23 protein-coding genes and 1 tRNA gene are annotated in these 24,456 nt (G+C 47.2%); 20 read left to right on the top strand and 4 right to left on the bottom strand.

Annotated elements, in window-relative coordinates; all coding sequences use genetic code 11:
- Positions 1 to 82 precede the first annotated feature (82 nt).
- From H8S64_RS21030 to H8S64_RS21015, 4 genes are read left to right on the top strand one after another with little or no spacing between them, the layout of a single operon-like run.
- The gene (locus H8S64_RS21030) at positions 83 to 3,193 is read left to right on the top strand and encodes a SusC/RagA family TonB-linked outer membrane protein (RefSeq protein ID WP_186978610.1); all 3,111 of its coding nucleotides are present in this window, start codon (positions 83 to 85) and stop codon (positions 3,191 to 3,193) included.
- Positions 3,194 to 3,205: 12 nt separating this feature from the next.
- Positions 3,206 to 4,681: a RagB/SusD family nutrient uptake outer membrane protein gene (locus H8S64_RS21025; RefSeq protein WP_186978609.1), complete on the top strand. Its 1,476-nt coding sequence runs from the start codon at positions 3,206 to 3,208 to the stop codon at positions 4,679 to 4,681.
- 12 nt (positions 4,682 to 4,693) lie between these two features.
- The gene (locus tag H8S64_RS21020; protein WP_186978608.1) at positions 4,694 to 5,527 is read left to right on the top strand and encodes a DUF4843 domain-containing protein; all 834 of its coding nucleotides are present in this window, start codon (positions 4,694 to 4,696) and stop codon (positions 5,525 to 5,527) included.
- 17 nt (positions 5,528 to 5,544) lie between these two features.
- Positions 5,545 to 7,158 carry a PKD-like family lipoprotein gene (locus H8S64_RS21015; protein WP_186978607.1) on the top strand — a complete coding sequence of 538 codons (1,614 nt, stop codon included), beginning with the start codon at positions 5,545 to 5,547 and terminating at the stop codon, positions 7,156 to 7,158.
- A 99-nt stretch (positions 7,159 to 7,257) separates the two neighbouring features.
- Here the strand turns inward: H8S64_RS21015 and H8S64_RS21010 are convergent, their stop codons facing one another.
- The gene (locus H8S64_RS21010) at positions 7,258 to 8,283 is read right to left on the bottom strand and encodes a helix-turn-helix transcriptional regulator (protein ID WP_186978606.1); all 1,026 of its coding nucleotides are present in this window, start codon (positions 8,281 to 8,283) and stop codon (positions 7,258 to 7,260) included.
- Positions 8,284 to 8,377: 94 nt separating this feature from the next.
- Between H8S64_RS21010 and H8S64_RS21005 the strand changes: the two genes are divergently transcribed.
- From H8S64_RS21005 to H8S64_RS20990, 4 genes are all read left to right on the top strand, one after another.
- Positions 8,378 to 8,776, top strand: coding sequence for a hypothetical protein (locus H8S64_RS21005; protein WP_186978605.1), 399 nt, complete (start codon positions 8,378 to 8,380; stop codon positions 8,774 to 8,776).
- A 96-nt stretch (positions 8,777 to 8,872) separates the two neighbouring features.
- The gene (locus H8S64_RS21000) at positions 8,873 to 9,193 is read left to right on the top strand and encodes a hypothetical protein (RefSeq protein WP_186978604.1); all 321 of its coding nucleotides are present in this window, start codon (positions 8,873 to 8,875) and stop codon (positions 9,191 to 9,193) included.
- Positions 9,194 to 9,446: 253 nt separating this feature from the next.
- Positions 9,447 to 10,025, top strand: coding sequence for a type IV toxin-antitoxin system AbiEi family antitoxin domain-containing protein (locus tag H8S64_RS20995; protein ID WP_186978603.1), 579 nt, complete (start codon positions 9,447 to 9,449; stop codon positions 10,023 to 10,025).
- On the top strand, positions 10,018 to 10,716 hold the full coding sequence (locus H8S64_RS20990) for a nucleotidyl transferase AbiEii/AbiGii toxin family protein (RefSeq protein ID WP_255301846.1): 699 nt from the start codon (positions 10,018 to 10,020) through the stop codon (positions 10,714 to 10,716). The genes H8S64_RS20995 and H8S64_RS20990 overlap by 8 nt, the downstream gene beginning before the upstream one ends.
- 144 nt (positions 10,717 to 10,860) lie before the next feature.
- On the opposite strand, the gene H8S64_RS20985 is transcribed toward H8S64_RS20990, so the two are convergent.
- Positions 10,861 to 10,933 (bottom strand) — tRNA-Phe (locus H8S64_RS20985).
- A gap of 230 nt (positions 10,934 to 11,163) precedes the next feature.
- Here H8S64_RS20985 and rbp point away from each other — a divergent pair.
- Positions 11,164 to 11,532, top strand: coding sequence for an RNA-binding regulator (gene rbp, locus H8S64_RS20980; protein WP_222621225.1), 369 nt, complete (start codon positions 11,164 to 11,166; stop codon positions 11,530 to 11,532).
- A gap of 59 nt (positions 11,533 to 11,591) precedes the next feature.
- On the opposite strand, the gene H8S64_RS20975 is transcribed toward rbp, so the two are convergent.
- On the bottom strand, positions 11,592 to 12,194 hold the full coding sequence (locus H8S64_RS20975; RefSeq protein WP_186978602.1) for a hypothetical protein: 603 nt from the start codon (positions 12,192 to 12,194) through the stop codon (positions 11,592 to 11,594).
- Between the two features lie 10 nt (positions 12,195 to 12,204).
- Positions 12,205 to 13,257, bottom strand: a complete 1,053-nt coding sequence (thiL, locus tag H8S64_RS20970; RefSeq protein ID WP_186978601.1) for a thiamine-phosphate kinase — start codon at positions 13,255 to 13,257, stop codon at positions 12,205 to 12,207.
- A 508-nt stretch (positions 13,258 to 13,765) separates the two neighbouring features.
- Between thiL and sufB the strand changes: the two genes are divergently transcribed.
- The 11 genes from sufB to H8S64_RS20915 all read left to right on the top strand — a co-directional run bounded on the left by sufB (position 13,766) and on the right by H8S64_RS20915 (position 24,444).
- Entirely contained in the window at positions 13,766 to 15,211 is a 1,446-nt protein-coding gene (gene sufB / locus H8S64_RS20965; protein ID WP_186978600.1) for a Fe-S cluster assembly protein SufB, read from the top strand.
- A 124-nt stretch (positions 15,212 to 15,335) separates the two neighbouring features.
- On the top strand, positions 15,336 to 16,103 hold the full coding sequence (gene sufC / locus H8S64_RS20960; protein ID WP_099290795.1) for a Fe-S cluster assembly ATPase SufC: 768 nt from the start codon (positions 15,336 to 15,338) through the stop codon (positions 16,101 to 16,103).
- Positions 16,104 to 16,109: 6 nt separating this feature from the next.
- Positions 16,110 to 17,471 (top strand): Fe-S cluster assembly protein SufD, encoded by a 1,362-nt coding sequence (gene sufD / locus H8S64_RS20955; RefSeq protein ID WP_186978599.1) that lies wholly within the window; start codon positions 16,110 to 16,112, stop codon positions 17,469 to 17,471.
- A gap of 3 nt (positions 17,472 to 17,474) precedes the next feature.
- On the top strand, positions 17,475 to 18,695 hold the full coding sequence (locus H8S64_RS20950) for a cysteine desulfurase (RefSeq protein WP_186978598.1): 1,221 nt from the start codon (positions 17,475 to 17,477) through the stop codon (positions 18,693 to 18,695).
- A gap of 5 nt (positions 18,696 to 18,700) precedes the next feature.
- Positions 18,701 to 19,117 carry a SufE family protein gene (locus H8S64_RS20945; RefSeq protein WP_186978597.1) on the top strand — a complete coding sequence of 139 codons (417 nt, stop codon included), beginning with the start codon at positions 18,701 to 18,703 and terminating at the stop codon, positions 19,115 to 19,117.
- Positions 19,118 to 19,123: 6 nt separating this feature from the next.
- On the top strand, positions 19,124 to 19,438 hold the full coding sequence (locus H8S64_RS20940) for a metal-sulfur cluster assembly factor (protein WP_099290428.1): 315 nt from the start codon (positions 19,124 to 19,126) through the stop codon (positions 19,436 to 19,438).
- 85 nt (positions 19,439 to 19,523) lie between these two features.
- A complete protein-coding gene (gene queG / locus H8S64_RS20935) occupies positions 19,524 to 20,441 on the top strand; it encodes a tRNA epoxyqueuosine(34) reductase QueG (RefSeq protein ID WP_186978596.1) in 918 nt (305 codons plus the stop codon).
- Positions 20,442 to 20,500: 59 nt separating this feature from the next.
- Entirely contained in the window at positions 20,501 to 21,064 is a 564-nt protein-coding gene (locus tag H8S64_RS20930; protein ID WP_186978595.1) for an RNA polymerase sigma-70 factor, read from the top strand.
- A gap of 38 nt (positions 21,065 to 21,102) precedes the next feature.
- Entirely contained in the window at positions 21,103 to 21,915 is an 813-nt protein-coding gene (locus H8S64_RS20925) for an AraC family transcriptional regulator (RefSeq protein WP_370645684.1), read from the top strand.
- A 120-nt stretch (positions 21,916 to 22,035) separates the two neighbouring features.
- Entirely contained in the window at positions 22,036 to 23,112 is a 1,077-nt protein-coding gene (locus H8S64_RS20920) for an alpha/beta hydrolase (RefSeq protein ID WP_186978593.1), read from the top strand.
- Between the two features lie 183 nt (positions 23,113 to 23,295).
- Positions 23,296 to 24,444: a FecR family protein gene (locus H8S64_RS20915; protein ID WP_186978592.1), complete on the top strand. Its 1,149-nt coding sequence runs from the start codon at positions 23,296 to 23,298 to the stop codon at positions 24,442 to 24,444.
- The last annotated feature ends 12 nt before the right edge of the window (positions 24,445 to 24,456 follow it).

The following is a 24,456-nucleotide window of genomic DNA, read 5'->3' as shown; positions in this document are numbered from 1 at the left end:
GGGTGTATTCTATGCCTGAGAAACGTTGAATATCACCCCCCTTGTGTAAATCAATTTTATTAATTAATTAACAATCAAAGTTATGAAAAAAACTTATGACAGGAAAGTTTTTAAGCGAAAGTTACTACCTCGGAAGATGGCGGTAATCGTGATTATCCGGTTATTTATGGTTTTGCTGTTGGGATTCCCGCTGTTGGCTAATGCCGGGGGGAGGGATTCAACCGGCGTGGAGAGTAAGGAGGTGAAGGGGAAGGTGACGGATGATAAAGGTGTGCCTTTGCCGGGAGTCACGGTACGTTTGGCGGGGACGCTGGTGGGGACTGCCACGGATGTGGATGGAAAGTTCAAGTTGTTACTGCCCGCGGACACGGCTACTCTGGTGGTTTCTTTTATCGGGATGAAGACGGTGAGCGTGAAGTTGCCACGGTTAAAGAGTGGGGAGGTGAGGAAGGAACTTTCGATCGTGATGCAGGCGGACGAGGTGGAACTGGCGGACGTGGTGGTGACGGGAATCTTTACCCGCAAGAAGGAGAGTTTCACGGGATCGGCGTCCACGTACTCGGCAGCAGAATTGAAGACGATGGGAACGCAGAATGTGCTGCAAAGCCTGAAGACGTTAGACCCGGCTTTCGCGATTATCGAGGATAACCAGTTCGGCTCAGACCCGAACAGGTTGCCGAACATGGAGATTCGGGGGAAGTCGAGTATGTTGGGGTTGAGGGATGAATTGGATGCCGACCCGAATCAGCCGCTTTTTATACTGGACGGTTTCGAGTCGACGTTGGCGGCAATTAATGACTTGGATATTAACCGGGTGGCGTCGATCACGATTCTGAAAGATGCGGCTTCGACAGCCATTTACGGGTCGAAGGCGGCAAACGGGGTGATCGTGGTGGAAACCGTGAAGCCGGAAGCGGGGAAATTGCAGGTAAGTTATAACGGGAACATGAATCTGTCGATGCCGGATTTGTCGAGTTATAATTTGATGAACGCTAGGGAGAAGTTGGAGTTCGAACGATTGGCGGGAAGGTATGAACCCGCATCTTGGTCGGCGGTAAGCGAGGTGGAGATGAACGAGTTGTATAACGAGAAATTGAGGGCTATCGAGAGTGGCGTGGATACCTATTGGTTGGCTGAGCCTTTGCGGGTGGGGGTAAACCAAAAACATTCCCTTTATGTGCAAGGGGGTGAAGGAAATTTCCTGTTCGGGCTGGGAGCGGGATATAACGGGATTTCCGGTGTGATGGAAAAGTCCGACCGGAGTGTGATCAGCGGTAATATCGATTTGATTTACCGGGTGTCGAAATTCCAGTTCTCGAATAAATTCTCGTTGACATCGACCGACTATAAGAACCCAATCGTGGCATTCAGTGAATACGCGGCGGCGAATCCTTATTACAAGAAGTATAATGATTCAGGGACGGTGGATAAATGGTTGGAGAAAAATGATTTCTTTAAGGCATCAAACCCGTTGTGGAACGCCAGTCAGAATAGCCGGGACGAGGGGAAGAACCTCTCGTTGAGTAATTATTTCATGGCGGAGTATTTTCCCACGGCGGAGTGGCGGGTGCGTGCCCGGTTGGGGATTACTTACGGGAATGACGACACGGAGAAGTTTTATTCCCGAAATGATACCCGGTACGAGGACGTGGAGGCCATCAAGAAGGGGGAATACCGCTCGGCAAATACCCGGACGAATCAGGTGGAGGGGGAATTGAGTGTTACTTACGCGAAGTTGTTGGGAAAACACCGGGTGAATCTGGTGGCGGGTGGAAATGTTTTTAGCAATAAGTCGCTCACGCAAGGGTATTCGGCGCAAGGGTTCCCAGAGGGTGATTTTTCTTATCCCTCGTTCTCGAACGGTTACCCCGAAAACGGAACGCCCACTTATTACGAGTCAGTGTCCCGCTCGGTGAACGGGTATTTCAACACGGGGTATTCTTTTGACGACCGCTATTTGATGGATTTCAGTTTGCGCGCGAGCGGGTCGTCGGTTTTCGGTACCTCCCGGAAGTATAACACGACGTGGTCGGTGGGACTGGGATGGAATTTGCACAAGGAGAAGTTTATCATGAATCACGTGGGATGGATAGACTTGTTGAAGTTGAGGGCGTCGATCGGAAACCCGGGGAACCAGAGTTTTGATTCGGCACAGTCGTTGCTGACGTACTCGTTTCAATACGGGGCGATGAACTATTTCGGGCTGGGAGCCGTGTTGTCGCAGGTCGGGAACCCGGATTTGGAGTGGCAGATTACCGTGGACAAGAATATCGGGTTGGACGTGACGTTGTTCAACAAGCGATTTTCCCTGACGGCGGATTATTATTACAAGGTGACAGACCCGCTATTGATTAAGGTGAGTACCCCGCTTTCTTCCGGTACGCCGACGTACATGACGAATGCCGGGGAGCAGGTGTCGCAAGGTTTGACGGCTTCGGTGTCGTACTATATTTTCCAGAATTTCGCGGAGCGCTTCTCGTGGATGATTCGGGCTAACGTGAGGACGCAGAAGAGCAAGATTGACAAGATCGGGAATAAGCTTTCCACGTTGAACGCCAGTGGAAAGGGGGCGAACACGGTGAGGTATTATGACGGGGCAGACCCGGATGATATTTGGGCGGTGAAGTCCGCGGGGATTGATCCCTCGAACGGGAAAGAGTTGTTTTATGCCAAGGATGGCAGTTATACTTATGATTTTTCCTATGATGACGAGGTGATTTGCGGGAATACCCGTCCCGACGTGGAGGGGGTGCTTGGTACCTCGTTGAACTGGAAAGGTTTGTCGGTGAGTCTGAATTTCCGTTACCAGATGGGGGCGGACGTGTTCAACGAGGCGTTGTACAGCAAGGTGGAGAATATCTCGAGGAGTGCCTTGAACCGGAATCAAGACAAGCGTGCGCTGTACGAGCGTTGGCAGGAAGTGGGGGATATGGTGCGTTTCAAGGATATCGCCAGCGCGGAGAGTACCCCGATGTCTTCCCGTTTCGTGCAGAAGGAGAACGTGTTGACTCTGGAGTCGGTTTACGTGGGATACGAGTTCTATGACGGGTGGATCAAGAAGCTCGGGTTGAGTAGCTTGAAGATACAGGCATCCGCGCGTGACGTGTTCCGGGCATCGACGATTCGGTCGGAGAGGGGTATAGCGTATCCCTTCGCGAGAAGTATGGAGGCAGGACTTTCGTTTAATTTTTAATAACAGATGAGTATGAGATTACGAAATATAATTTGGAGCGGGTTGATGTTGGCGTGCAGTGTCGGGTGTGCCGATTTTCTGGACGTGCAACCCAAGGACAAGCAATCGGAGAAACAGTTGTTCGCCACGAGAGGCGGGTATTATACAGCGGTGAACGGGATTTACAATAAGATGGCGTCCGCGGCTCTTTACGGGAAGAATCTTTCTTACGAGTTGGTGGATGTGATATCGAAACGTTATCAGCCGCTGTCGGTGAACACGTATCTGACGGCGTTGAGCACGTTTGCTTACACGGATAATTCGGTGGAAACGGAGTTGTCGAACACGTGGACGGCGGCTTATAACACGATATTGAATTGTAACGTGGTACTGGAGAATATCGACAAGAGCGAGGGGGTGTTGTCGACGGTGGAATCGCGGGTGCTGAAAGGGGAGATGCTTGCCGTGCGAGCCTTTTTGCATTTTGATATGTTGCGTTTGTTCGGTCCGGTCTATAAGCTCCAACCGCAAGCGGAATCAATCCCTTATAACGAGTCGTCGAAAGTGCTAGCCTTGCCGTTGTTGCCTGCCGATTCGGTAATTCACGAGAAGATTTTGCGGGATTTGGACGAGGCGGAGGGTTTGTTGGCGGATAGTGATCCGGTTATCGCGGAGGGGCCTATGGCTTCCCTCGAGGAAGATCAAGACGTGTATTCGCGTTATCGCCAGTTGCGGATGAATTATTATGCCGTTCAGGCGTTGAAGGCAAGGGTGTACTTGTACGCGGGAGAACAGGCGAATGCTTTGGCTGTTGCCCGAAAGTTACTGACGGACAAGAGGGTGGATGAACATTTTCCCGCGGTAGACCCGAACAAGCTTTTGGCAAACCAGACGAATCCCGACCGGGTGTTCTCGACGGAGGTGCTGGCGGGTATTTACAAGAAAGACAGGAAGGATATTTATACCGGTTATTTCAGCGCGGAACAAGCAGGGAATAATTACCTGCATCCCCGGAAAGATTTCGTGAACACGAGTCTTTTCGCGGGAGAAACACAGGATTACCGTTTCCAGACGTGGTGGCAGATTGCTTCCGGGGTGGGAGAGAGCGGACACGTGCTTATCAAGTACAAGGGAATCGACCAGCCTAGCGGGACGACGGAAACGGAGTATTTCTATGCTGTTTTCATGTCATTGATTCGCTTGAGTGAGGTGTATTATATCGCGGCGGAATGTGAGCCCGTGTTGGCGGATCGGTACGAGTGGCTGAATCAAGCCCGTGCGCGGAGGGGATTGCCGAATTTGACGGCGGTTTCGGAAGATGATTTCATGAAACGGTTGCGGGGAGAGTATTTGCGGGAGTTTATCGGGGAAGGACAAATCTTTTTCATGTACAAGCGTTTGTATATTAATATAAACAGTGACGAGAACGGGTATGATACCAGTACTTACGGGGCAAGGGAGGAACGTTACGTGCTGCCAATGCCTTCCGGTGAAATTGCTAATCGTTAAAAGGATAAGATTATGAAATGGAAAAATATATTATGGGGTGCGGGATTGTGTTTTATTTTGAGCGCTTGCGAGAAGCAGGATATCCCGTTTTTTACCACGGATGATGCCGGAATTTATTTCCAACGGGTGACGAGTTATATTTACGGCAGTACCACGGAGTTTTACGCGGATTCGCTTTCTTATTCGTTCGTGTCGGCGCAAGCCTCGGCAAAGAGCGTGATGCTTGCGGCTACCGTGCGGACGATGGGAAAGGTGGCGGATTATGACCGTCCTTTCAAAGTGGTGGTAGACGAGGCGGGAACGACAGCCGTGGAGGGGAAGCATTACGAGTTGGATCTGGATACGGTGGTGGTTCCGGCAGGAGCCAGTACGGCATCCGTGCGGGTGCGTTTTTACCGCACGGATGATTTGATGGAGAGAACGGTGCGTTTGGCTCTTCGCTTGGAGGATAACGAGTATTTCAAGTGTTATTTCCCGGAGTACAAGAACACGAGTGCTTATACGGCGACGGGTGAGATGATTCACGGGGATGTGTTCGCTTTCTCGTTGAGCGAGATGTACACGGAGCCGAGTTATTGGTCGATGTTCGGGGGGAGCTTTTTCGGGGACTGGACTCCCAAGAAGTATCTGGTTGTTAACGCGGCTTGCGGTTTGACTCCCGCAGATTGGAGTAACGCGGGGTATGCCGGGGCTAAGGTGTCGTACGGTCGTTTTAGTTTTTTTGCCATGACCGTGCAGAAGTATTTGCAGGAACAAGCGGATGCCGGAACTCCGGTATCGGATTCGGACGGGAAGTATATGCAGCTTGCTCCTTCCTACGCGGTGGATTATTCCCGGTATGAATAATATTTAAAAATGATGTTATGAAAATGAATCGTATTATATTGTTTTTGTTTGCTTTTTCCCTTTGTGCTTGTTTTGATGATAAGGGAAATTACGAGTACCACGAGGTGGCGGAAATAACTATCGAGAATATCCCGGAGGTGGTTGAGGTGTTGGGAAATTCCGATCATATTGTCGTGAAACCGAAGATCGTTTCTTCGCTGGAAGGGGAGATCGGGGCGGATAACACTAATTTCGAATTCGGTTACAGGATCGAGAAAAAGTCCGGGGGCGTCATGGTGTCCGGGCAGAGATGGGTGGATTTGAATCCCTCGAAAACACTGGAATTGGATACGTTGGCGGCTTTCGTGGCGGACACGTATATCGGGTGGTTTACCGTGACGGACAAGCGTTCGGGAATACAGGCTTCCGCTACTTTCGACATAAAGGTGTCGTCCCCGACCTACGAGGGGTGGATGGTGCTTTGTGACGAGGGGGAAGAAGAACGTGTGCGGATGGATATGATTTCGGTTATTTCCGCGGAGCGGATTATCCCGGCTTATGACTTGTTGGCGCCGTTGGGATTGCCGGATTTGAAGTATGCCAAAGGTATCGGTTTTTACCCGAATCTTTTCGCGAGTCCTAATGACGTGATATACGTGATGACGGGTGAGGGCACGTATAAGTTGGATCGGGAAACCTTCAAGACGGATGTTTCGTGGGATATCAATAATATTGATTTTATCATTCCTCCCGCGGATGAGCGTGTCGTGTGCTACACGTCGGTGAATAACAGCAGTACGGCGGGAGCCTTGGCTTGCTTTTGCGTGACGGATGCGGGGAATGCTTACGCGCAAGTGCTGGGTTCTGCCGGGGCTGCTTTCGAGTATCCCGTGAATACTTCTGAACGGGGAAAAGCACCGGAATACAAGGTTGCCCCGTATGTCGGCGTGAGTATGGCTCGTCCGGGGAACGCGTCGACAGCTTTGTTGTATGATACGGATAACCGGAGGTTCGTGGGGTGGAAGTACAATTACAGTGATGATGACGCGATGCAGACTTTAACCCCGTTGCCTGATCCGGAAAACGGCTTGTTCAGTTTCAAGACGGGCATGGAGTTGGTGCATATGGAGAGTACCCGTTATTCTAACGGGTTGGTGTACGCGGTCTTGCAAGATGGCGGGGGACGGCGTCGCGTTTACGGGATTAATATGTCCGGTAACGGTTTCGTGCAGGAAGTCAAGTACGAGAATATGGATGCTCCCGATTTTGATAAGGCAACGGCTTTCGCTTTTCATTCCCAATTCCCGTATATGTTTTATGCCGTGGGGAATAAGGTGTATTTGCATAACTTGGGAACAAACACGACTTACCCGATGAGTACGATTGCTTTGGGGGAGCGTGAAGTGGTGACGATGTTGAAATTCAACCTGTATCGCCAATGTTCTTTAGGTCAGTTGAACAATCAGTCCGAAGAGTTTATGGCTCGGCAATATGAACTGATGGTTGCTTCCTATAACACGGATGCCCCGGATAATAACGGAGGCAAGTTAGGATTCTATCCGGTTGACGGGGTGAATAATACCGTGACGAAACGGGTGGAATATGACGGTTTCGCGCGAATAAAAGATGTCGTGTATCGTGAGCGTCGATAGGTGACGTGGTGATTATTATGCTCGGGAGAGGGGAACGTGTGCGTTCCCCTCTCTGTTTTTCTGAACTTCCAGAACGATGTTTGACCCCGAAGGCGAAGGTCATCCGTTCTGTCTGGACACGGAAGAGGCGGAGTAAAGACCGGGGGTGGTATGAAATTGTTTATGAAAGAATTTGTTGAATGCACTTTGACTCTCGAATCCTAGCAAAAAAGCAATCTCTGTGAAAGGTACTTTTTCCCTGATATATTCTTGGGCTAAATCCATTCGTAGGTTATTTAATATCTGTTGGTATGATGTGCCTTCCGATTTTAATTTGCGTTGCATGTTTCTTTCACTCATGTTGAATTTTTCTGCCACGCGTTTGAAAGATAAATCGGTATTTGAAAGGTTATGCATGAGATAGCGGCGAACTGTTCTTGCCAAACTATTGCTTTGCTCCGTATCCATTTGTTTTATCTCGTGCATGTAGTCCTCGAAGACGGGATATAATGATTTGTTTCCTGTAATGATGGGTAAATCCAGTACCGAACGCTTGAAAGCGAGAGATAGCTTGTCTTGATTAAACTCTATCGGGCAATATAGAAACTCTTCGAGTTTGTCAATCGTGCCTTCCTTGGGGTATATCGAGTGAGCCCGCGAGGGATATAAATATCTTCCCGTGAAACTATACGCGTATTGAAGCGAAATGCCGTATTGCATTTCCATCCATTGCCTGGAAGCTATCGGGTATAGTTGAGCGAATTCACGATTCATTGATATTTCAAAAAAGAAATAATCGTTGTCCTCCCTGTTCGTGTAGGTTAGAATATCATTAGCCGTGAGGTCGAGAGGTGCGGGATTCTCGAAAATCTCCCGGACATTTTTACTGCGGTTATAAATATTGTACATACTGCCGATTAAGACAAAGGGTAATAAAAATCCTGTTTCTAAGCCTATTCTGTTATTGCCGCTTTGTTTTACCACGTGTTCCAAGTATAATCCCAGTATGTTCGCGTCAATTTTTGTTGTCGGGTTTAGCAATGTATCTTGGTTAAACTTTCTTTGTGTGAATAACTTGGAAAGTTCCGCTGGGGGCGTTTGAAATTGCTTGATGAGTATATTCAATAAACCTGCCGATATATACATACTTTGTCGCTTTTGGACAAAATTATTGCATTATTGTCAATAATGCAAGTGATATACGATATACATTTGTTCTATCATTTTTAAAACTTGAAATATGAAAATAGAATTGGTACCCGCGAGTAGGATTTTATCCATCATGATAGTCTGTTTGGGAGTTATACACGAGATCGCGACATTCACGCCACTTGTACAAGACGGATTGGAGTGCTTGTCGAGAAGTGATTTTAATAGCGTGATATACATGAGTTTGATGTGTGGGGCTTCCCTTGTTTTGAGTGGGTGGTTATTGTTGCTATTACTCCCCAAGAATGTAACGCATGCGTTTCTTGCTTACCCGATTTTATTGATAAGTATTTTTGTGCTTATCAATGGAATCGTGTCTGTTATTTTTATAGTTGACAATCCGTTTGCTTGGTTCGTACTCGTGTCGGGATTATTAATAACTATAATTTCCGCTTGTAATTGTATGTTTTTTACGGCAAATGCCAAATGAGATTAACGTGTAACGACTAAACCTTTTTGCTCCTTTATCCGTATAGAGTGGTGTAATTTTTATAACATAACATATACAATTTATTAAAAGGAAAGAATGAAAGCAGCATTGTTTTTAGAAGATAACCAACTTTGCCACCTTAGTGGAAATATAGAAGGAAAAGCGATAAAGGTGTCAACGATTACGACAGAGGATGATAAGGTTGTTTCTATAAAAAACAGAGAGGTGAAAAACTGGAACGTGAATTATTTCGTCCAATGGCTCGCGGAATGCGGGATAAAGATGATTTATGTTTCCGGAATTGACGAGAAGATAAGGCGTTTTTTCGAGCAGATGAAAATTATCGTGAACGTGAAAAATTCGTCGGATCACCCTCTTTTAGTGAGAGAGATTACTTCTTGGGATTTCTCAGGTTAGTTTCCGGTTTAAACATGGTTTAAACAAGGGGCAATCGGAAAATCAGTAATTGAAACAAACTTCATTCATGGATTTTTCGATTGTCCTTTTTTAATAAAGTCTTGTTGTTGAGGTGGGTGCGGCAAAAAAATCAACGGGTAAGATTATTTCGGTCAAAATCGGGTAACCTAGCGCATAGCAGAAACAATGCAGGATATTTGGTCGAATCGGAATTATTTCTTAGTTTTGTGAACTAAACATTGAAAATAATCCAATGAATAGTTCTCGAAATAGCGATTTGATTTTGTCGATTTTTAGCGACGCTCGGACTGTGTTCTCTCTGAACGATATTGCTATGCTTATCGGAGAGAGTGACTTTAAGAAGTTGAACGAACGGTTGAATTACTATGTCCGCAAGGGAAAGTTGCTTCGTCCACGAAAAGGTGTGTATGTTAAACCCAACTACAACCCCGAAGAACTGGTCTGTTTGCTTTATACTCCGTCTTATATTTCATTGGAATACGTGTTGCAAAAAGCCGGTGTTGTTTTCCAGTATGATGAACGGATAACTGCTGTCAGTTATTTGAGTCGTAGTATCGATATAGAAGGTCGTACTTGTGCCTATCGAAAAATTAAGGGTGAAATCCTTATCGTCACGCAAGGTATCAGTCAAATCGGTAATGTAAATATCGCCACGCCCGAACGTGCCTTTTTGGACATCTTGTATTTAAATGCAACATACTATTTTGACAACCTAAATTCCATTGATAAGAATTTAATAACTAAACTTTTGCCGATATATAATTCCAAAACGCTTACGGCAAGAGTCAAAAAACTGCTTGCGAATGATTAACATCAACAAACATAAATTTTTTTTGACGCAGATACTCAAAGACATCTATTCCGATATCGAGTTGGCAAATAGCCTCGGTTTCAAAGGTGGAACAGCGTTGATGTTTTTTTATGATTTGCCCCGTTTTTCGGTCGATTTGGACTTCAATCTACTCGATTTGGCAAAAGAAAAAACGGTGTATGAAAAGGTGCGAAAAATCTTGTTGAAATATGGTAAGATATTCGATGAAGCAATAAAGTTCTATGGTCCAATTATCGTACTGGATTATGGTGTCGGTGAACGGAAATTGAAAATAGAAATATCCAATCGGCAGTGGAATAACCATTACGAAAGAAAAAACTTGCTGGGTATCAACATGCAGGTTATGGTCGCTCCGGATATGTTCGCTCATAAACTCTGTGCTTTACTTGACCGTGGAGAATTAACGAATCGTGATATCTTTGATAGTTGGTTCTTCATGCAGAAACAAACGCCGATAAACAAAGAGATTGTTGAAAAACGCATGGAAATGTCACTAGCTGATTACATGCAAAAATGTATCGACCATCTCGAAAGTGTGAGTGACCGAGGTATTCTGAACGGTTTAGGTGAGTTAATGGATGAGGATATGAAGAAATTCGTTCGTACAAAACTACGGACAGAAACCATATCCCTGCTTCGGTTCTATAAAGAATTTCCGATTCTCGCGTAGGGTGTTTTAGATTTGCAACACAAGATGTTAATACCTGTGCTCATGCTAATCCCGGTTTAACTCTTGGTTTAACTTTGGGCTTAAAATATCAAGATTTTTGGGCAAAGAAAAAGAGAGTTACTTTTGTAACTCTCTCTGATTCAGTGGTGCCACCAGGAATCGAACCGGGGACACAAGGATTTTCAGTCCTTTGCTCTACCAACTGAGCTATGGCACCATCGTTATGTTTTAACGGGTGCAAAAGTAGGGGAATTTTTTGAAATTGCAAGCGATTATAAAGAAAAAATAGAATCGGGATGAAAAAAAATAGGGGAGATGGAGAATAGGTGGCTTCCGGCGAGTGTTTTTCGGGGGTGAGATAAATTTTAAGGAATTAGCGAAAAAAAGTGATATTAATTTTTGATTATTAATAAATTAGTTATATTTGCTGCGGTAGAAGTTAAATAGTTGTTTATCGTTGAAACCAAAGATATCTATCTACGTACCCTTCTACATGTATTATTAATTTTAATTATTTTTATTGTGAATATTTTTGTTGCAAAGCTAAGTTCTGCCACCACGAGTGAAGACTTGCAAGCTCTTTTCGCGGAGCACGGTTCTGTTTCTTCAGCCAAAGTAATTATGGACAAAGAAACTGGTAATTCTAAATGTTTTGGTTTTGTTGAAATGGAAGACGAGACGGAAGGTTTCAACGCGATCAATGCTTTAAACGAGTCAGATTTTCAAGGACGGAAAATTGTTGTGAAAAAAGCAAGACCGAGAGAAGAAGGAGGCGATAATAGAGGTTATAGAGCACCGAGAGAAAGAAGATTCTAATCCCAATCGCTAAAGAAAAAAATCGAGAGTTAATAGACTCTCGATTTTTTTGTAGGTATTTATTCCCTGTACTTCATTTTCAAATAGGCGTACAGCACCCGGTGCATCAGTCCGGCTTCTTCCAGTTCCTCGTCCGAGAGGTTGGGAGCGAGTTCAATGTCATTGCTGACGTCGGAGAGTTGCTCGTCCCGGTCGATGCGGTTGCCGAAGTTTTGTTCCATGAAGAAAATATCGAATAACTGCATCCGTTCGAGGGATTCCAACGCGAGTTTCCGGGCTTCCAATAGATTGTCCGCCCTGTATTTTTTCAGAAATACCTCAATCATGCTATCCGTGAAATAGTCCGCGAAATAATGCATCAATATGATTCGTTTCTTCACGCAATCGTAGATGTTTTCCGGGGAACACGTGATTCTTTCGCTGATGCCCAAGTATGCTAGTTCAGCCAGTTCGATGCTTTCTTCTTCTTCCTCGTCCAGTTCGAGCAAGAGGATTTTGTATAGCATATCGGAAAATTCCTCTTGGCGGGTTATTGTCCGGCTCTCGTGATAATAGCGGAATCTGTCGGGGATGACTTTTCTCAACAACAGGCGGAGGGCTTTTCGGTCGCCGCTGGCACTGTGCAGTAAAGATTCGTCCAATATATTGTCCAGTTTGCTCATGGTCGGTCGTTTATTGTTGGTTGTCGGGGTTAAAATTTACCCAGCCTTGTGCTTTCAGTTCGAAAGAATTGCCGTCTTTCGTGATCAAGTTATATCCTTCGCTTTTGGCGCAGGTATGCCCGATGATGCTGATTCCTTCCATGGCGGATAATTTCTCGAAATCTTCCAGCGGGGCGGTAAACAGCAATTCGTAGTCCTCACCGCCGGAGAGGGCACACACGGTGGCATTCATGTTCAGTTCTTCCGCCATTTTGTAAGTCTGGTAATCAATCGGGAGTTTATCCTCGTATATTTTGCAACCCAGACCGGAATCATGGCAGATGTGTAAAACCTCGGAAGAGAGGCCGTCGGAAACGTCCATCATGGCCGTGGGCTTGATACCTTTTTCTTTCAACAGGCGGACGATATCCTGCCGGGCTTCCGGTTTTAGCTGGCGTTCCAGTATGTACTCGTAGCCGGAGAAGTCCGGTTGGGAACTCTGGTTTTCTTGAAATACCACTTTTTCCCGCTCCAGTAATTGCAAACCCATGTAGGCGGCTCCTAAATCCCCGCTTACGCAGATTAAGTTGTTTTCTTTTGCCGTGTTGCGGTACGTGATCTCTTCGTCGTCAGCTTCCCCGAGCACGGTGATGCTGATACACATGCCGGTTTTGGAAGATGTCGTGTCGCCGCCCACGAGGTCTACCCCGTATTGGTCGCAGGCGAGGTAAATCCCCTCGTATAATTCTTCCACGGCTTCCAGCGAAAAGCGGTTGGATATGGCTAACGAAACGGTAATCTGTTTCGCCGTGCCGTTCATGGCGCAAATGTCGCTGACGTTGGTCGCCACGGCCTTGTATCCCAGATGTTTCAATGGGGCATACGCGAGGTCGAAATGTACGCCTTCTATCAACATGTCCGTGCTGACGAGCACTTTTTTATCCTTGTAGTCCAGTACCGCGGCATCGTCGCCGACTCCTTTCATGGAAGAAGAATTTTTTAATTTTATATCTTGTGTCAAGTGACGGATTAACCCGAATTCCCCTAACGTGGATAGTTTTGTCAATGGTTTGTTTTCACTCATACTTCGTGTCTTTCTTGTTTCGTGTACAAAAATACACTAAATTGCCGAATGACGCAAATGGGAAGTCGCTTCGCTCAAGTCAAAGGTTCATAAAGTCCATAAGGTTCGTAAAATCCGTAGATCTTGCGGGTGCTTAACCTACGGCAGCTTTGCTGCCGATGAACACAGTCCGAAGGGCGCCCGTGACTTTATAGACTTTATGAATTTTAAGAGCCGAAGGCTCGACTTTATGGACCGGATGAAAAGCGTTTTGGCGCATTTTTCCTGTGGCTTTGCCACGTTGCAGGTTACGGGTTGGCAGGTTGCAAGTTTTTCTTGTTCGCGGGTTTATGCCTCGGCGGTTGAATCATAATATTGGTTTATCACGTAATAGATATTATCTACCCCATAGATAATTGGGTAGGTGATATTTTTTTGTACTTTTGCACAAATTGAATAATTAGGTTTTGTCAGGGGGTATATCCTTGTCATTTTCAATTTTCAATTTTCAATTTTCAATTAATGAGTTATGGCTAAAGAACAAGACGATATATTGAATGAAGTAACCGAGGGTGAGTATAAATACGGCTTTGTTTCTGACGTGGAAACCGAGATGATCGGCAAGGGATTGAACGAGGCTGTTGTCCGGTTGATTTCACAAAAGAAAGAGGAACCCGAGTGGTTGCTGGAATTTCGGTTGAAAGCGTATCGGCATTGGTTGACCATGAAGATGCCCGCGTGGGCGCAATTGGAGATACCGCCGATTGATTATCAGGATATAGTGTATTACGCTGCCCCGAAGCAGGAAGTGAAAAAGTCTTGGGATGAGGTTGATCCCGAGTTGAAAGCTACTTTCGATAAATTGGGGATTCCCTTGGACGAGCAGAAGACGCTTTCCGGGGTAGCCGTTGACGCGGTCATGGATAGCGTGTCAGTGAAAACGACGTTCAAGGAGGCGTTGGCTGAACGGGGAGTTATTTTCTGTTCTTTCTCTGAGGCGGTGAAGAATCACCCGGACTTGATAAAACGTTACTTGGGCTCCGTGGTGCCTTATTCCGATAATTATTTCGCGGCGTTAAATTCGGCGGTATTCAGTGACGGGTCGTTCGTGTATATCCCGAAAGGGGTGCGATGCCCGATGGAGTTGTCGACTTATTTTCGTATCAACGCGGCGAAGACGGGACAGTTCGAGCGTACGCTGATCGTGGCGGAGGAGGAGAGTTACGTGAGTTACCTTGAAGGGTGTACCGCCCCGCAGCGGGACGAGAATCAACTGCACGCCGCTATCGTGGAGATCGTGATCGAGAAGAATGCCGAGGTGAAATACAGTACCGTGCAGAACTGGTACCCGGGTGACAAGAACGGGAAGGGCGGTATCTATAATTTCGTGACGAAGCGGGGAATTTGCAAGGGAGAGAACGCCAAGTTAATCTGGGCGCAAGTGGAAACCGGATCGGCTATCACGTGGAAGTACCCGAGCACGATATTGAAGGGCGACGGTTCCGTGAGCGAGTTCTATTCCGTGGCGGTGACGAATAATTACCAGCAAGCGGACACGGGAACCAAGATGATACATATCGGGAATAATACCCGTAGCCGTATCGTGTCGAAAGGTATTTCGGCGGGGTATAGTTCCAACTCCTACCGGGGAAAGGTGAAAGTGGTGAAAAGTTGTCACGGGGCACGCAATTTCTCGCAGTGTGATTCGTTATTACTGGGAGATAAATGCGGTGCGCACACGTTCCCTTATCTTGAGGTGGCTAATCCTACGGCACAGGTGGAACACGAGGCGACGACTTCCAAGATTGGTGAAGACCAGATATTTTACTGCAACCAGCGGGGAATATCCACGGAGGACGCTGTCGGTTTGATCATCAAGGGGTACGCCGGAGATGTTATCAACAAAATGCCGATGGAGTTTGCCGTTGAAGCGCAGAAATTATTGCAGATTAGCTTGGAAGGAAGCGTGGGATGATATGGAAGCGATTTATGATTTGAGATTTACGATTTATGAATGACAAATTATGATTTATGGTTTTGGACGAGGGCGGTTGGTGCGGTTGGAATCTGAAATCTAAAATCTAAAATCTAAAATGAATATGAAGGGTTTACTAAAGATAAAGAATTTGCACGCCTCGATAGACGGGAAGGAGATTTTGAAGGGGATTGACTTGGAGGTGAACGCGGGCGAGATACACGCGATTATGGGACCGAACGGGGCAGGGAAAAGTACACTTTCCGCCGTGTTGACGGGACGGGAGTGTTTCGAGGTGACGGAAGGGGAGGTTTGGTTTAACGGTAAGAACTTGTTGGAGTTGCCGGCGGAAGACAGGGCGCGGGAAGGGATATTCCTGAGTTTCCAGTATCCGGTGGAGATTCCCGGTGTAAGCACGGTCAATTTCTTGAAGACTGCCGTGAATGAACAGCGTAAATACAAGGGGCTGCCGCCTTATCCTGCCGGTGAGTTTCTGAAGATGATCCGGGAGAAGATGGAACTCGTGAGCATCGACAGCCGTTTGTTGAACCGCTCGTTGAACGAGGGCTTTTCCGGCGGGGAGAAGAAGAAGAACGAGATTTTCCAGATGGCGGTGCTGGAGCCGAAATTGTCTATTCTTGACGAGACGGATTCCGGTTTGGATATCGACGCCTTGCGCATCGTGGCAAACGGGGTGAACAAGTTGCGGCGTCCGGACAATTCCACGATCGTGATCACGCACTACCAGAGGTTGTTGGATTATATCGTGCCCGACGTGGTGCACGTGTTGTATGACGGTCGAATCGTGAAAACCGCCGGCAAGGAGTTGGTAGCGGAGTTGGAGAAACACGGTTATGATTGGATAAAAGAGGAAGTACATTCCGGTAAGTAATAGACAATGGAGAGATTAGAGAAAATAAATAATGATTTTGCTACCCTTTTCCGGGAGGGACAACAGTTACTCCGGGAGGGATGCGGCGAGGTGATGAACCGTCACCGGGAGGAAGCGTTCGGGCGTTTCGTGGCGCTGGGCGGTGTCCCGTACAAGACGGAAGATTACCTGTACGCGGATACGTTGCCTGTTTTCGACCGGGATTACAAGGTGGTATTGAAACATATCAAGCAGGGTGTTGACTTGAACGAGTTGTTCAAGTGCCATGTGCCGAATCTGGAAACCAATCTGATGCTGACCATCAACGGGTGGTTCGTGCAGGAAAACCGTGTTCCCGGGATTCCGGAAGGGGTAATCATTTGCAGTCTTGCCGAGGCGAGCGTGAAGTACAAGGAGATTTTCGAGCAACACTATGACCAATACACGCGTCCGGCTGACTCGGACGGGTTGGTGGCGCTGAACACGGCTTTCGCGCAGGACGGCGTGTTCGTGTACGTGCCCGATAACGTGGTGATGGAGCGTCCGTTGCAAGTGGTGAATCTGATGCGGGCGAATGCGGATTTGATGTCTTTCCAGAGAAATATGGTGGTGCTGGGACGTAACGCGAAAGCGACGATTCTGGTATGTGACCATACCTTGTCGGATGATGTTTTCCTGTCGAATAATACCACGGAGGTGGTCGTCGGGGAGAATGCCGCGTTTGAATACTATCACGTGCAGAATCAACATATAGAGGCGTCGCAGATTAACAGCGTGTTTGTTTGCCAAAAGCGGAACTCGCGTTATGATGCCAACGTGATCTCGCTTTACGGCGGGTTCATTCGTAACAATTTGTACGCCGCCTTGAGCGAGGAGGGGTGCGAGTGTAACCTGTACGGGATGTACTTGTCTGACAAGAAACAACAGGTGGATAATTTCACCTTTATCGACCACATCGCCCTGCGTTGCACGAGTAACCAGCATTTCAAGGGCGTGTTGGACGACGCGGCTCTGGCGAATTTTGCCGGACGGATTACCGTGCGACCGGATGCCCAGAAGACAGAGGCTTTTCAGGCGAATAATAACTTGTTGCTGACTGACACGGCACAGGTGAACACGAAGCCGCAACTGGTGATTGATGCCGATGACGTGAAATGCAGTCACGGGGCTACCGTGGGACAGATCGACGAAGAGGCTATGTTTTACTTGCGTAGCCGGGGTATCGGTGAGGCGGAAGCCCGCTTGATGATGATGTTCGGCTTCGCGCACGAGATTGTCGGGCGGGTGAAACTGGAACCTCTGCGGGAGGAGATTGACAATCTGGTGGATAAACGTTTAAGAGGAGAATTAACGAAGTGCCACAATTGTGTGATGCACTGTAAGCAATAAATTATGTTCGATGTAAGTCAAGTCAGGAAGGATTTTCCGATACTGGAGGAAAAAATCTATGATAAACCGCTGGTGTATCTGGATAACGGGGCAACCACGCAACGTCCGCTGACCGTGATCGATAAGATGACGGAATATTACCTGCGTTATAACTCTAACGTGCATCGCGGGGTACATTACCTGAGTAATAAATGTACGGATGCGAACGAGGAGGCACGGGAAATCGTGCGGAAGTTTATCAACGCCGCGTTCACCGAGGAGATTATCTTTACCCGGGGAACCACGGAGAGTATCAATCTCGTGGCGCACTCTTTCGGTGAGGCATTTATCAACGAGGGGGACGAGATTATCGTGACGGAGATGGAGCATCACGCGAATATCGTTCCGTGGCAGATGTTGTGCGACCGCAAGAAAGCGGTGTTGAAGGTGGTGCCTTTCAATGACAAGGGTGAGTTGGACATGGAGGTGTTCGGGAAGTTGTTGAACGAGCGGGTGAAACTGGTTGGCGTGGCTTACGTGTCGAATGTACTGGGAACGGTGAATCCCGTGAAGCAAATTATAGATGCCGCCCACGCCCGCAGGGCATACGTTCTGGTGGACGGGGCGCAGGCTATTCAACATATTCCGGTGGACGTGCAGGGATTGGATTGTGATTTCTTCGCGTTCTCCGGTCATAAGATTTACGGTCCCACGGGGATTGGCGTGTTGTACGGGAAGAAAAGCCTGTTGGAACAGATGCCGCCGTGGCAGGGGGGGGGCGAGATGATCAAGGAAGTGCGTTTCGAGAAAACGACTTACAACGAGTTGCCCTTCAAGTTCGAGGCGGGGACACCCGATTTTATCGGGGTGATTGGCTTGGGCGAGGCGTTGGAATACGTGAACCGGATTGGCTTGGACGGGATAGCCCGTTACGAGCACGAGTTGTTGGGGTACGCGATGGAGCAGATTCGCCGGATTCCCGGTATCATCCTTTACGGGGAAGCGGCGGAAAAGTCTTCCGTGATTTCTTTCGGGATAGAGGGGATTCACCCGTTTGACCTCGGGACGCTGTTGGATAAAATGGGTATTGCCGTGCGGACGGGACAGCTTTGTGCCGAGCCGGTGATGCAACATTACGGGGTAACCGCGATGGCTCGCGCGTCGATAGCCATGTACAATACCCGGGAGGAAATAGATGTGTTCTGTGCCGGGTTGAAGAAAATAGAACAGATTTTCAAAATGTAAAGACAATGACGATAGAAGAGATTCAGAATCAAATCGTGGAAGAGTTTTCCATGTATGACGATTGGATGGATAAATACGCTTACCTGATCGAGATCGGGAATGGTTTGGAGACAATGGACGAGGCGCATAAGACGGACGACAACTTGATAAAAGGGTGTCAGTCGCGGGTGTGGTTCCATGCCGGACTGAAAGACGGTAAATTATACTTTGAGGCTGACAGTGATGCGATTATCACGAAAGGGATTGCCGGGTTGTTGATTCGGGTGTTTTCCGGGCAGACGCCTCACGATATCGTGAACGCTAATCTGGATTTTATTGACAAGATTGGATTAACTCAGCATTTGTCGCCCACGCGGTCGAACGGGTTGTTGTCTATGATAAAGCAAATCAAGTATTACGCCTTGGCTTACGAGGCAAAATGATGTGATATGGGAAAAAGTTTAATGGAAGATTTGGTGATAGAGAAGTTGTCGACGGTGTACGATCCGGAGGTGCCGGTGAATATATGGGAGTTGGGGCTTGTCTACGGTATCGAGTTCCCGAAGCAGAACGAAGTAATTGTCACAATGACGCTTACAGCTCCGGGATGTCCCATTGCCGATCAGATCGTGCAGGAAGTACACGACGTGGTATTGACGCTTGACGGGATTGATGAGGTAACCGTTAATCTGACTTTTGAACCGGCTTGGACTCCCGATCGGATGAGCGAGGTGGCGAAGTTGGAATTGGGATTCGGGATTTGAGTTCATAAGGTTTGTAAGGTTTATAAAGTTCATAAAGTTAGTAGACCTTATAGGACCTTTTGAACCTTATAACTTTATAAACCTTATGAACCTTATAAACTGTTTAGAGGAAGCCCGGCTCTTGGGATTTGATGCCTGCGGGGTGGCTCCGGTCGATACGCTGACTCGGGAGAAAGAGGTTTTGCTTCGTTGGATAGAGAAAGGGTTTCACGCGGGAATGGGATACATGGCGAAGAATATAGAGAAGCGGGAGAATCCCGCTTTACTTGTTGAAGGAGCCCGTTCCGTGATTGTAACATTGACTAATTATTATACCTCCCGTCGTCAGGAGAAGGATGTACCTGTCATCGCCCGTTACGCTTACGGGAAAGATTATCATATCGTGCTGAAAGAACGGTTGTTCCGGTTGCTTTCTGTTTTAAAGGAGAAGACCGGACGTGATATTCGGGGGAGGGTGTTTGTCGATTCCGCCCCGGTGTTCGAGCACGAGTGGGCACGGCGGGCGGGGTTAGGTTGGATAGGACGCAATACCTTGCTAGTGAATCCCCGGTTGGGATCGTATTGCTTTATAGGGGTGATTATATCCGATTTCGAACCTTCCGGCTATTCTCTTCCGGAAGAGCGGGATTTTTGCGGGACGTGCAACCGTTGCGTGGAGGCTTGTCCCACGGGAGCTTTGTCTTCACGCGAAGTGAATGCCAACCTTTGTATTTCTTATAACACGATCGAGCGTAAAGATGAAATTCCGCTGGAAATCAAAGAAAAGATGGGACAGCGCTTTTTCGGGTGTGATGCTTGTCAGGAAGTATGCCCGTGGAACGGGAAGGCGGTGATGCACCGCGTGAAAGAATTTTTGCCTGACGAGTGGCTGATGCACATGAGCCGTGAAGATTGGCTTGAATTGGACGAGGAAACTTTCAAAAGCCGTTTCAAAGATTCCCCGCTCTCCCGTCCCGGTCTGGAACAGATAAAGCGGAATCTATCGCAACCGCTGTTGCTGTAACTATGGTTGCATTATTTCCTTTTTTTACTACATTTGTACAATATTGGATTACGTGTGTTATGAATATGGATAGATTGAATAAAAATAGTGAAGGGGTAAATAATCGGATGTCATCGGAAAAAGAATTCGAAGAGGCTTTCCGTTATTATTACCGTCCTTTGTTTTTATTCGCGTACGGTTACGTGATGAGTGAAGAAGAGGCGGAGAATATTGTTCAATCCGTCTTTGCCGGGATGTGGGAGAACCGGAAGCGATTGCCGGAGAACTTGAATTTGAAAGCCTATCTTTATTCTTCCGTGAAACATGCCTGTTTACGTTATTTCAGACGGCTCCGCCTTTTGGACGAGTACAAAAAGCGACAAGCGGAGGCTTTGGTACTTTCTTTCGCTGATGATGATGTGGAAGATGACAAAGAATTAGTTGCTCTGGTACAACAGGCTTTGTCAAAACTTTCCGAGCAACAGCGTAAGATTGTGGAGTTGCACGTGATGGAAGGTAAAAAATACTTGGAAATCGCTGAGCAATTAGCGTTGTCCGAGAACACCGTGCGCACTCATTTGAAACGGGCGTATAAAATTCTGAGGGAAAATCTTTCCTGTCTTTTTCTGGATATTTTTATTTAAGAACTATGGAACAAGAAAATGCTAACCAAGTAGGACCAATGAAGGTTATATTCGCTTATAACGACGTGTTTTTCAGTTTCTTTTATGATGACGAGAGCGGTTGTATCCATCGTTCGCACGAGTACGCGATGAATTATGTCTATTCGGGCGAGATGATTCTTGATAATGGTAAAGAACAGATTCGTGTCGGAAAAGGCGAATGCGTGTTCATTCCCCGTGACCACCATATTACAATGTATAAAAAGACGTGTGACGGCGAACGTTATTGCGGTATCTTTTTGAATTTTAAAAGGAATTTCCTGCGGGAGATGTACGGTAAGTTAGACCATTACAAACTTCCTGCCTCTACGTCCAAGTTGGATGCCGGCGTAATCAAGCTGCCTAAAACCGCGGAAATTGCGAGTCTTTTCGCCTCGATGACGCCCTATTTCGACCCGGAGGTAAAGCCGAAAGATGATTTTATGAATCTGAAGTTGCAGGAAGGGTTGCTCGCTCTATTACATATTGACGAACGGTTCGCACCGATGCTTTTCGATTTCAACGAGCCGTGGAAGATTGATATTCTGGACTTCATGAGCAAGAATTATATGTACGAGTTCACGTTGGACGAATTGGCGCACTACACGGGAAGAAGCCTTGCCACGTTCAAGCGTGATTTCAAGAAGATAAGCGACCTCACACCGGAAAAATGGTTGATTCGCAAACGTCTTGAGATAGCTTACGCCAAGATGAAAGAGGGTGGGAGAAAGGTTGCGGATGTTTACGCTGAGGTCGGGTTCAAGAACCCGTCGCATTTTTCTACGGCGTTCAAGAAGCAGTACGGGGTACCGCCGACTGCCGTTTTCGCTTGATTTCACGGGAAGATAAATTGAGCTTTTGAGAAATAATCTTTGAGCCTCACAGCAATTATGCCGTGGGGCTTTTGCTTTACCTTTGCGTTATAAGATAAAACAATTAAAACCATAAATGATATGAAAAAATCAATTAGACAACTATCTGCGGCTTTAATCGTGTGCTTTTGCACCGTGGGAAGCTTATTTGCAACAAACAATAATTTAAATACTAATACCATGGAGAACGAAAACTTGAATTTAACTCAAGAGTGGGACAAAGTGTTTCCTAAAAGTGACAAGGTGAATCACAGTAAAGTGACTTTCCGCAATCGTTACGGCATCACGCTTGCCGCCGATATGTATATACCCAAAAATGCCGTTGGGAAATTACCCGCTATTGCAGTAAGCGGTCCCTTCGGTGCCGTGAAGGAACAGTCGTCAGGACTTTATGCCCAGACTATGGCAGAGCGCGGTTTTCTGACTATTGCCTTTGACCCCTCGTACACGGGCGAGAGCGGTGGGGAACCTCGTTATGTTGCCTCTCCCGATATCAACACGGAGGATTTCTGTGCGGCGGTAGATTTTCTCTCTACGCGTGATGACGTGGATCCCGAACGTATCGGAATTATCGGTATCTGCGGATGGGGCGGAATGGCAATTAACGCGGCTGCCATCGACACCCGGATCAAAGCGACCGTTACTTCTACAATGTACGATATGAGCCGGGTGAATGCCAATGGTTATTTTGACTCGATGGATGCCGAGCAACGTTACGAACTCCGCAAACAGCTCAACGCCCAGCGTACAATTGACGCGAAGAACGGTTCATACGCTCTCGGCGGTGGCGTGGTGGATCCGCTGCCTGACGATGCCCCTTGGTTCGTGAAAGATTACCACAATTACTACAAGACGGAACGCGGCTATCACAAGCGTTCCCTTAATTCAAACGGCGGTTGGAACAAGACATCGGCTCTTTCGTTTATCAATATGCCTCTACTTGCATATAGCGATGAAATCCGTAGTGCTGTTCTGGTAATCCACGGGGAGAAAGCACACTCCCGTTATTTCAGCGAGGATGCATTCAAGAAACTGAAGGGTGACAACAAGGAACTGATGATTATCCCCGGGGCTTCTCACGTGGATCTTTACGACAATCGTGCAGGAGTGATACCCTACGATAAAATCGAACAGTTTTTCCGTGAAAATCTCAAATAAGGAATTGTCAGTTGGAGAACTGAAAAATGCAGTGGCGCCTTTCACGAGGCGCCACTGTTTCTGTAAGAAATAGAAGAATGCATCAAATCCCGTTTGCTAGGATAAAAAAAACGAAAAAAAATCATTTTCGTGTCACCCAAAATTGAAGTTCATGTCTTTTAGGGGAAATTTGAAGAAAAGGATATGAATCAGGAACAGATAGATTGGACTTTAATCCGGAAGCGAGTGGACGGTTGCCTGACCGATGAGGAGCGGGAGCGCTTGGAGCGTTGGATAGCGGGGGACGAGCAACGGCGGCATTTCGTGGAACACGCTTGTCGATATTATGAACGGGAGTTGCCCGTGGTCGATGAAGCTCGGGTGTCAAGAGCGTGGCAACGTTTCTCGCATGGACGCAAGGAGAAACGGAGAAAGCGGATACTCTCGTTGTGCACGTGGAGTGCGGCGGCCGTGATTCTTTTGGTTGCCGGGACTTGGTTCTGGGCATCGAATACCCGTGAAATTTCGAGCAGAAAACCTATTTCGGCAATTGCTTTCGGGAATAACAGTGTCCGATTGGTTATTTCGGACGGAACGCGAATTGATTTAACTACCCAAGAGCCGGGGCAGACTATTATAGACAAAGGTGTGAACGTGCATCTGAAAAAAGAGTCGCTTTCTTACGAGAATAACCCCGTCGTGGAAGATACGCTTTATCACACGGTGGAAGTTCCCCGGGGCGGAGAATACCACCTCACGTTGAGCGATGGTTCACGGGTCTGGTTGAATGCCGAGAGTCGTTTGACCTATCCCATGGTGTTCGGGGCGTCTGAACGTCGGGTGCGTTTAGAGGGAGAAGCCTATTTTGAGGTGGAACCCGGGAAAGGACGTTTCGTGGTGGAAACGGGTGACATGAACGTACGGGTGCTTGGAACGGCTTTTAACGTGAACGCCTACGGTGATGAGGCTACCACACGAACTACTTTGGTTCACGGAAAGGTGGAGGTATTAACAGTGAAGGATGATTTGCAGCGAATATTGATTCCCGGGGAACAGGCTATACTTGACCGGGCAAGTGGGCAATTGGATGTGGAGCAAGTGAGCACAGACCTTTATACCCGATGGATAAAGGGACAATTCGTCTTTCGGGATGCTCCTTTGCGGGATATCATGCGAACGTTGGCACGTTGGTACGAGATGGAGTATGAATTTACCGATTCGGAATTGGAATCACTGTGTTTCTATGGTGTAATCAGTCGCTTTGAGCGAGTGGAGAGTTTGTTGGAACAATTTGAAAAAACAGGTAAAGTGCGTTTTGAATATAAAGGGAATAAGGTTGTGGTAAAAAAATAAGGGATGCTGGAA

It is taken from the genome of Butyricimonas hominis, assembly GCF_014287455.1.
GTDB lineage: Bacteria > Bacteroidota > Bacteroidia > Bacteroidales > Marinifilaceae > Butyricimonas > Butyricimonas muris.
This window is presented reverse-complemented; position numbering and strand designations above follow the sequence as displayed.

Excerpts from the sequence above, each read along its gene's own strand:
- H8S64_RS21030 (WP_186978610.1), top strand. The coding sequence starts at position 83 with ATGAAAAAAACTTATGACAGGAAAGTTTTTAAGCGAAAGTTACTACCT.
- H8S64_RS21025 (WP_186978609.1), top strand. The coding sequence starts at position 3,206 with ATGAGATTACGAAATATAATTTGGAGCGGGTTGATGTTGGCGTGCAGT.
- H8S64_RS21020 (WP_186978608.1), top strand. The coding sequence starts at position 4,694 with ATGAAATGGAAAAATATATTATGGGGTGCGGGATTGTGTTTTATTTTG.
- H8S64_RS21015 (WP_186978607.1), top strand. The coding sequence starts at position 5,545 with ATGAAAATGAATCGTATTATATTGTTTTTGTTTGCTTTTTCCCTTTGT.
- H8S64_RS21010 (WP_186978606.1), bottom strand. The coding sequence starts at position 8,283 with ATGTATATATCGGCAGGTTTATTGAATATACTCATCAAGCAATTTCAA.
- H8S64_RS21005 (WP_186978605.1), top strand. The coding sequence starts at position 8,378 with ATGAAAATAGAATTGGTACCCGCGAGTAGGATTTTATCCATCATGATA.
- H8S64_RS21000 (WP_186978604.1), top strand. The coding sequence starts at position 8,873 with ATGAAAGCAGCATTGTTTTTAGAAGATAACCAACTTTGCCACCTTAGT.
- H8S64_RS20995 (WP_186978603.1), top strand. The coding sequence starts at position 9,447 with ATGAATAGTTCTCGAAATAGCGATTTGATTTTGTCGATTTTTAGCGAC.
- H8S64_RS20990 (WP_255301846.1), top strand. The coding sequence starts at position 10,018 with ATGATTAACATCAACAAACATAAATTTTTTTTGACGCAGATACTCAAA.
- H8S64_RS20975 (WP_186978602.1), bottom strand. The coding sequence starts at position 12,194 with ATGAGCAAACTGGACAATATATTGGACGAATCTTTACTGCACAGTGCC.
- thiL (WP_186978601.1), bottom strand. The coding sequence starts at position 13,257 with ATGAGTGAAAACAAACCATTGACAAAACTATCCACGTTAGGGGAATTC.
- sufB (WP_186978600.1), top strand. The coding sequence starts at position 13,766 with ATGGCTAAAGAACAAGACGATATATTGAATGAAGTAACCGAGGGTGAG.
- sufC (WP_099290795.1), top strand. The coding sequence starts at position 15,336 with ATGAAGGGTTTACTAAAGATAAAGAATTTGCACGCCTCGATAGACGGG.
- sufD (WP_186978599.1), top strand. The coding sequence starts at position 16,110 with ATGGAGAGATTAGAGAAAATAAATAATGATTTTGCTACCCTTTTCCGG.
- H8S64_RS20950 (WP_186978598.1), top strand. The coding sequence starts at position 17,475 with ATGTTCGATGTAAGTCAAGTCAGGAAGGATTTTCCGATACTGGAGGAA.
- H8S64_RS20945 (WP_186978597.1), top strand. The coding sequence starts at position 18,701 with ATGACGATAGAAGAGATTCAGAATCAAATCGTGGAAGAGTTTTCCATG.
- H8S64_RS20940 (WP_099290428.1), top strand. The coding sequence starts at position 19,124 with ATGGGAAAAAGTTTAATGGAAGATTTGGTGATAGAGAAGTTGTCGACG.
- queG (WP_186978596.1), top strand. The coding sequence starts at position 19,524 with ATGAACCTTATAAACTGTTTAGAGGAAGCCCGGCTCTTGGGATTTGAT.
- H8S64_RS20930 (WP_186978595.1), top strand. The coding sequence starts at position 20,501 with ATGAATATGGATAGATTGAATAAAAATAGTGAAGGGGTAAATAATCGG.
- H8S64_RS20925 (WP_370645684.1), top strand. The coding sequence starts at position 21,103 with ATGAAGGTTATATTCGCTTATAACGACGTGTTTTTCAGTTTCTTTTAT.
- H8S64_RS20920 (WP_186978593.1), top strand. The coding sequence starts at position 22,036 with ATGAAAAAATCAATTAGACAACTATCTGCGGCTTTAATCGTGTGCTTT.
- H8S64_RS20915 (WP_186978592.1), top strand. The coding sequence starts at position 23,296 with ATGAATCAGGAACAGATAGATTGGACTTTAATCCGGAAGCGAGTGGAC.